At 57.3% G+C, this 5,972-nt stretch carries 9 protein-coding genes; 6 read left to right on the top strand and 3 right to left on the bottom strand.

The window, feature by feature from the left end; genetic code table 11:
- Nucleotides 1-99 precede the first annotated feature (99 nt).
- On the top strand, nucleotides 100-693 hold the full coding sequence (locus G7A98_RS16445) for a hypothetical protein (RefSeq protein ID WP_163650765.1): 594 nt from the start codon (nucleotides 100-102) through the stop codon (nucleotides 691-693).
- Nucleotides 694-1,229: 536 nt separating this feature from the next.
- On the opposite strand, the gene G7A98_RS16440 is transcribed toward G7A98_RS16445, so the two are convergent.
- Complete coding sequence (locus tag G7A98_RS16440; RefSeq protein ID WP_163650764.1) at nucleotides 1,230-1,574, bottom strand: hypothetical protein; 345 nt, start codon at nucleotides 1,572-1,574, stop codon at nucleotides 1,230-1,232.
- 384 nt (nucleotides 1,575-1,958) lie between these two features.
- Here G7A98_RS16440 and G7A98_RS16435 point away from each other — a divergent pair, with 384 nt between their 5' ends.
- The 4 genes from G7A98_RS16435 to G7A98_RS16420 all read left to right on the top strand — a co-directional run bounded on the left by G7A98_RS16435 (nucleotide 1,959) and on the right by G7A98_RS16420 (nucleotide 3,594).
- Nucleotides 1,959-2,195, top strand: a complete 237-nt coding sequence (locus G7A98_RS16435) for a hypothetical protein (RefSeq protein ID WP_163650763.1) — start codon at nucleotides 1,959-1,961, stop codon at nucleotides 2,193-2,195.
- A 77-nt stretch (nucleotides 2,196-2,272) separates the two neighbouring features.
- Nucleotides 2,273-2,788: a hypothetical protein gene (locus G7A98_RS16430; protein ID WP_163650762.1), complete on the top strand. Its 516-nt coding sequence runs from the start codon at nucleotides 2,273-2,275 to the stop codon at nucleotides 2,786-2,788.
- A 223-nt stretch (nucleotides 2,789-3,011) separates the two neighbouring features.
- Nucleotides 3,012-3,356, top strand: a complete 345-nt coding sequence (locus G7A98_RS16425; protein ID WP_163650761.1) for a hypothetical protein — start codon at nucleotides 3,012-3,014, stop codon at nucleotides 3,354-3,356.
- Between the two features lie 7 nt (nucleotides 3,357-3,363).
- Nucleotides 3,364-3,594, top strand: coding sequence for a DUF4224 domain-containing protein (locus G7A98_RS16420; protein WP_163650760.1), 231 nt, complete (start codon nucleotides 3,364-3,366; stop codon nucleotides 3,592-3,594).
- A gap of 58 nt (nucleotides 3,595-3,652) precedes the next feature.
- Here the strand turns inward: G7A98_RS16420 and G7A98_RS16415 are convergent, their stop codons facing one another.
- Together G7A98_RS16415 and G7A98_RS16410 are read right to left on the bottom strand one after the other, a co-directional pair.
- Nucleotides 3,653-3,955, bottom strand: coding sequence for a helix-turn-helix domain-containing protein (locus G7A98_RS16415; RefSeq protein ID WP_163650759.1), 303 nt, complete (start codon nucleotides 3,953-3,955; stop codon nucleotides 3,653-3,655).
- Between the two features lie 10 nt (nucleotides 3,956-3,965).
- The gene (locus tag G7A98_RS16410) at nucleotides 3,966-4,310 is read right to left on the bottom strand and encodes a type II toxin-antitoxin system RelE/ParE family toxin (RefSeq protein WP_163650758.1); all 345 of its coding nucleotides are present in this window, start codon (nucleotides 4,308-4,310) and stop codon (nucleotides 3,966-3,968) included.
- Nucleotides 4,311-4,613: 303 nt separating this feature from the next.
- Here G7A98_RS16410 and G7A98_RS16405 point away from each other — a divergent pair, with 303 nt between their 5' ends.
- On the top strand, nucleotides 4,614-5,129 hold the full coding sequence (locus G7A98_RS16405) for a hypothetical protein (RefSeq protein WP_163650757.1): 516 nt from the start codon (nucleotides 4,614-4,616) through the stop codon (nucleotides 5,127-5,129).
- The last annotated feature ends 843 nt before the right edge of the window (nucleotides 5,130-5,972 follow it).

Below are 5,972 nucleotides of genomic sequence, written 5' to 3'. Positions count from 1 at the left end.
TACGCTGAGGTGCTCAAGAAATCCGTCGCCGGTCCGAGCACCCTTCAATAGCGTTGCACTTGGAACTTGAGACCGCCTTGCTTCATTATGATAAATAAAGTGTTGGGAACAATATTTGGTGTTGCGTTAATAACTTCTGCACAAGCTAGTGATGATCTATTATTCATAGGGCCGGACAGCTATTCAGGAACTATAAAGAACGTATCGCTTTATGTTGATGATCAGGTGGATGGCAATTGCTGGACCAACGTAGACAGCATACGACAAAATGCTCGGCTCAAGCTTGAGCAGAGCAATATCAGAGTTTACAACGAGCCAATGGCTGGTTTTTATCCTTTCAATGCAACTATGATCATTACCGGAGTCGGGTATAGGGTTAGCGGTATCTGCGCGGGGGCTATAACTGTGAAGGTCACCACAACAGTGGCCAGTACCTCATTTAATAAAAATATATTTATGTCTTTAGATGGGGATCTTCTAAACAAAACTCTTATTGCTACAAGTTCTAATAATTTGAATCAGTCTTTCTCAGAAACATCTGATGCGGCTGTTGCTGAATTTTCGTCGAATGTTATAAGTGGCCGACGAAATAATGCAGTACAAAAGTTAATAAACGACAATATCTCTATCTACAAGAAAGAGCCTATGACGATGAAAGAACTAAATGAACTCGTGGAAAAGTCATCAACATAATAATACATGAGGAACTCTTTGGAGCGGCCTGGTTCCGTGCTGAGATTGCCGCCATTTCTCGATGACCGCCACCCATGGCAGGCGTAGCCGATCGATGATGCGAGGACGTTAGAACGCTGGAACGTTAGAACGCCGCGATGATTGATCGACCCGATTTCCACCGAACCGATTCCAACAAGCTGTTTATGCAAGGGGGTTGCGCAAATTGTCGAGGCTGCCCATTGGTGCGCATTCCGAAGCGTGAACCGGTGCCTTGCCGCGATCGGCGCCAAAAGGGTGACACTGTCACCCACGGGGGTGACGAAGTTTGTACCCGGCGGGGGTGACACCGAGCCGAAAGCGGGAGTGGATGAGCGAGCCCGAAGGCCCGGTGACCTGAGCCATAGCGTCAGGAGTGCGGTGAAGTCGAAGCTGGTACGCACATCTGGTACGCAGTCCGACGTGCGTACCGATGCGGACATCATCGACGACGCCTCGGACGAGATCACCCAGGTCGTCGTTGGCCATCGCAAGCAGATCGCGCTGGCAGGGGCGCTCTACTCTTCCCGCGCCCGTCCGCCAGGGGCCTCCCCGCTGCTCAACAGTACGGCGGTAGCCAGGCCGTCCCTGTCACCGGTGTCGCAGATCAGGATCCGCGGCGCCGGCAGTAGTTGGGGCGATCTCTCGTCATGCTCCACCAGCATCGTCCTGCCATCCCAGACCAGGACCTCCAGGCAGTCGCCCGGCTCTACCGAAGGCAGGATGGCAAAGCGGCTGACGGGCTCGCCATCGATCTGCGTCAGCCCCAGGGCGTGAAGGTCGATCTTCAGCTCAGTGATCGGGCGCTGCTTGCTGTAGGGGTCTAGCGGCTGGGCCGCGAGGAAGACCGGAGTGGACGCCATGGGAATTGTTGGGCTGCTGGGTTGGAAGGAGTGTCTCGCCGCCTCGGCGGGCTGCCAAGCCGCTCCGGTGTTACCGAATTGGTGACACTGTCACCCAAATGGTGACACTCACCTGTCACCAAAATGGTGACAGATCGGCGGTGAAACGAATGAAACGCCTCTCGGCAGGCAGCATCCCGGCGACCTGCGCCGTGTCGCTCTCACCGTGGCCCTGTCGTGGCCCTGTTACCCCCGCCAACGGCTCTGGAATGCGAGGTCTGCCGTGGCTGAGTCGCTTGGCCCGGGAGGCGTTCAGCTCACAAATTCACAAAATCACAAATTCATATATTCACAAAATCACAAATACGCGCTAAGCTGTCTGGAAAGGGATCAACGAGGCTACGCATGAAGAAGCCTGTCAGTGAGCGAGCGATGATGGCTCGCATCAATCGGAAGCTGGAAAGCGAGGGAGACCAGCGCTTGCGCAAGACACGGCAGCGTTGGGTCGGCGAGTTGGGGAGCTACCACCTCGTGGACGAGAACCTGAACACCGTGGCGGCTCACCACATCGAGAGCCTGGAGGAGTTCGCCGCAGAGATTGGCGTGATCAAGCCATTCGAAGAGGTGGTCTACGGCAAGTAGCCGGGACCGGAGAAGGCCCCGCGGCAGTTGCCGCCGCCCGGGACCGTGGCATCGCACAAACCTTGGGAGTAAACACGATGCAACAACATGATAGCCGCCCCGTTTCGCTGCTGGAAACCGATCTTGAGGACCTGGAGAGCCTGACACCTCGACTGCTCGCTGCTGCGCGCCTGCTCCGGGTCGCCGGTGGCGAGGCGGACAAGCAGGACCGGGGAGTGATCGAGCATATCGCTGGGCAGGTCGATCTCCATGTCGAGGCCATCCAGTTCATTGTGGCTCGGACACGGGGGGAGAAGCGGCAGCCGACGGCCGCGCTTCGAGCCGACTTCAAGAGCACCCAGGGCAAGGACATCGAGGATGAATGCCCCATCGATGTCCTGGACGCCTATGTCAGTTGCCGGCTGGGGTCGGCGGAGAGCACGCTGGTGACATTCAACGCGCGCTACCTGGAGGCTCCCAACCGACCCGACCAGGTGCTTGGGGAGACCTTCTTCGAGGCCGGTCACTGGCTGAATGTCGCCAGGGAAAGTCTGGGGTATGTCGTGGCGAGCGCAAACGCGGCCAACAAGCCCAAGCTCCGGCCGGCGGCGTAATCTGCAAACTGCGAGGCCCTGGTAGTCCCCGGGGCCTCTTGATATTCCATCAGAGCAGGACGGCGTCGCGATGTTTATAGAACGCTGGCGTTCTAGAACGTTAGCGTTCTATGACGCCAAAGAAGCACCCCCTGTTCTGGACTCAGGTCGTGAGGATCTCATGTCGAAGGTAGTAGGACTGACGAACAAGCAGGACACCAGGTATCCGAGAAACGAGTCGGGCGTGACGCTGTGCCGTGAGCTTGGCCGGCTGGTCAGGCTGGGGATGGTGGGTGCCGAAGAAGGGATGGTGACTCGGGCAGCCGAGCCGCAGGCGGCTCTCTGCCTTGCGGCCTATCGACAGCTACGGGAGCAGGAGCCCGAGCTGTCGCGCGGCATCTGCAGTTTCTGCTGGAGCCACGATTATCAGAGCGTCATGGTGGGCCTCGACGGCTACGCGATCGACCTGGACGATAGCGACCCAGTGAAGCTGCGCGCCCTCCAGCGGGAGCCGCACCCTATCGACCTGGGTGACGGGGCCTGTGTAGCGTTCTTCCAGATGGAAGACTCTTTCGTCTTCGTCACCTGAGGCATCAATGATGGCGGAACCCCTGTTCCTGGACCCGGAAGAGCTCGAATTCCTCACGGGCTACAAGCGTGGCAAGGAGCAGCGCGAGGAGCTCGATCGCCTAGGGATTCACTGGAAGGTCAACGCCGCTGGCAGAACCTTGGTCGGCCGGCGTCACGTCGAGGAAGTGTTCTGCGGAGATGACGCGACAAGGCGTGGCCGCACGAGACCGAACCTCGGAGCGTTAGAGCGGGAGTGATCGTGTCGTTCAGGAAGGGGAAGCCATGGCGCCTGTCCTTCTCGGACAGGCGCTGAAGTCAAACAGGGAAGCCGTGATGGGTTCCGTCGGGCATCTCGACATCCAGACGGACTCGGCCTCCGATCGCCTCGACGTAACGCTTGAGAGAGCTCAGGCGGAGGTCCTGGCCGGCTCTCTCCAGGCCAGCGATGGTCGGCTGTTTGACGCCCATCGCTTCAGCCATCTGGGCTTGGGTCATGTCCATCAGTTGGCGGAGCTCCGAAAGCCGTAGCTCAAGGAGCATGTCATCGGCCTTGGCCTGTGCCGCCGCCACCACTTCTGGCTTCTCGTTGGCCAGCAGCTCTTCCAGTTTGCGTGCCATGGTTCTCACCTCACGTCAGTGTATCCAGGTGAGCCGCATACTCCTTGTCGGCCACCGGGATCATCTCGTCATAGAAGCGCTTGTCATTGCCGCCCTTGTCGCCGGCACACAGCAGAATCCCGGTGCGCTGCGGGTCGAATGCGTAGAAGGCCCGGATCGGGCGCCCCTGGCTCTGGACCCGCAGCTCCTTCATGTTGGGATAACGGGAGCCATTCACAGTGTCGGCATGCGGTCGAGAAAGCATCGGGCCGCGCTCCCTAAGGAGAAGGATCGAGGCCAGGACGTTCTCGCGGTCTGCCTCATCCAGAGCGTGGTACCAGTCTTCAAACCTCTCGGTTTGCTCTATCGACCACATCGAACCCCTCCTTTGTTTATAGCCTATAACCTATATAGGCTTTGACCTATTGTAAAGCCCCTGGGGCAAAAAAATTGGTTACGTACTGGATCGGTGAAGGGTCGTGTTGGCTGGGTCGTGGATACCCCCGCCCTCGTACGATGACGCGCTCTATCTATACCTTCTCCTTGCCAGCCTGTTGCCCTACCCGCACACCTGGGCGCGGCCCCCTATTGCTTTTGCGCCGTTATCGATTAAAAGCTAATCTAGGGCTTTCTTATGAAATCCTCTCTTAGAGGTGGCCACTAGATCGCAGGCGGACCTATGACTGACTATACAGCAATCCAAGACGCGCTACTGAAGAGCGAAGAGACCAAGCAAGCATATTGGCGGGAGTTAGATAAAGTCGCCATTGGTCTTCGTCAGGCTTTTGAAAGTCATTTAGGAGTGGAAAAAAATAGTACGTGGTTTGATCCAGATTCCAAGCAACAGTTTCGCTATGTAGAGCTGGGCTATTGGGATCAGGAAGCTGCCAGTTATCAAAAGCCTGAGTTTATAAAGTACAAGAATGGAGATGTTATACCAGGATCTGAAAAAACGCTTGAATTTGTCATAAAGCTTAGCATTGACTCTCCGGTGAATCCTAACCATAAAACCATTGTTCATATTGATTTTAAGCTTAAAAAGGAAGCGTCCGGATATAATGTTGAATACACGATAAGTGGTGAGACGAGTAGAGAAACTCTTGAGAAGAGCAGCCTTGAGGAAGGATTGTCGAGAGTATCAGAGAACCTCTCTCAAGGAATTATCGACGCCCTCGATGCTAGTGAGTATGAGTGATACAGCTTAAATTAGATGTCACGCGATCGCTCTGCGCTAGCAGATAGCGTACAAGGGAGCCGGGGCTATGGGGATGGAGAAGTCTGCCTCCTTCGCTCTAAGGCTGAGCGACTGCTTGTCACGCTTTAGAGTGACAAAAGATTCGCCAAGGGGCCTGAAATTGTCATCCACCGGTATGACAGAGCATCGATTTGCTTTGCCCTGACTCAGGCCAAAATGGCCTATCTCAGTCAGGTCGAAATGACCTCACTCAGCGCCTCACGGAACCGATGGAGGCTTGGGCGGATCTCCCGGCCGGCCGATCGTGTGCCACAGCAACCGCACCGCATACCAGTGGTCTCGCTTGGTCGTGGGCTCCCAATGGTCGTGAGCCTCGAAGAACTCCCATACATGGCGCTTTCCGATTTGGCGAGGATCGCAGCCGCACCAGGACGCGAAGGCCTCGGCGCGCTTCACCTGCCGGCGCCTGGCTGTCTTGCCGCCCTTCCGGGCGTGGAGGTTGAGCCGGTGGCGGATCTCCGGTGGCAGCCTCATGTCGCCGCCCTTCCGATGTACGCTGTCATGATCTCTACGCGGCTATGCCCCAGCTCCTGCGCGATCGTCAGGCGTGCCGCCCGGTCCGCCTCCCGACTGGCCAGGCCGCCCATCATCGGTGGCCAGTGGCCGGTGATCTGCTGGTACCGTTCGGCGGCGTACGCGGCCCGCAGCTCATGGAGGCGCCCTATGCCTGCCGTCCGAAGCGCTTCCCGGGTCGCGCGCAAGGCACGGCGGTCTCAAGTTCCAAGTGCAACGCTATTGAAGGGTGCTCGGACCGGCGACGGATTTCTTGAGCACTTCGGCATA

Source organism: Modicisalibacter sp. 'Wilcox', assembly GCF_010993675.1.
Taxonomy (GTDB): domain Bacteria; phylum Pseudomonadota; class Gammaproteobacteria; order Pseudomonadales; family Halomonadaceae; genus Modicisalibacter; species Modicisalibacter tunisiensis.
This window is presented reverse-complemented; position numbering and strand designations above follow the sequence as displayed.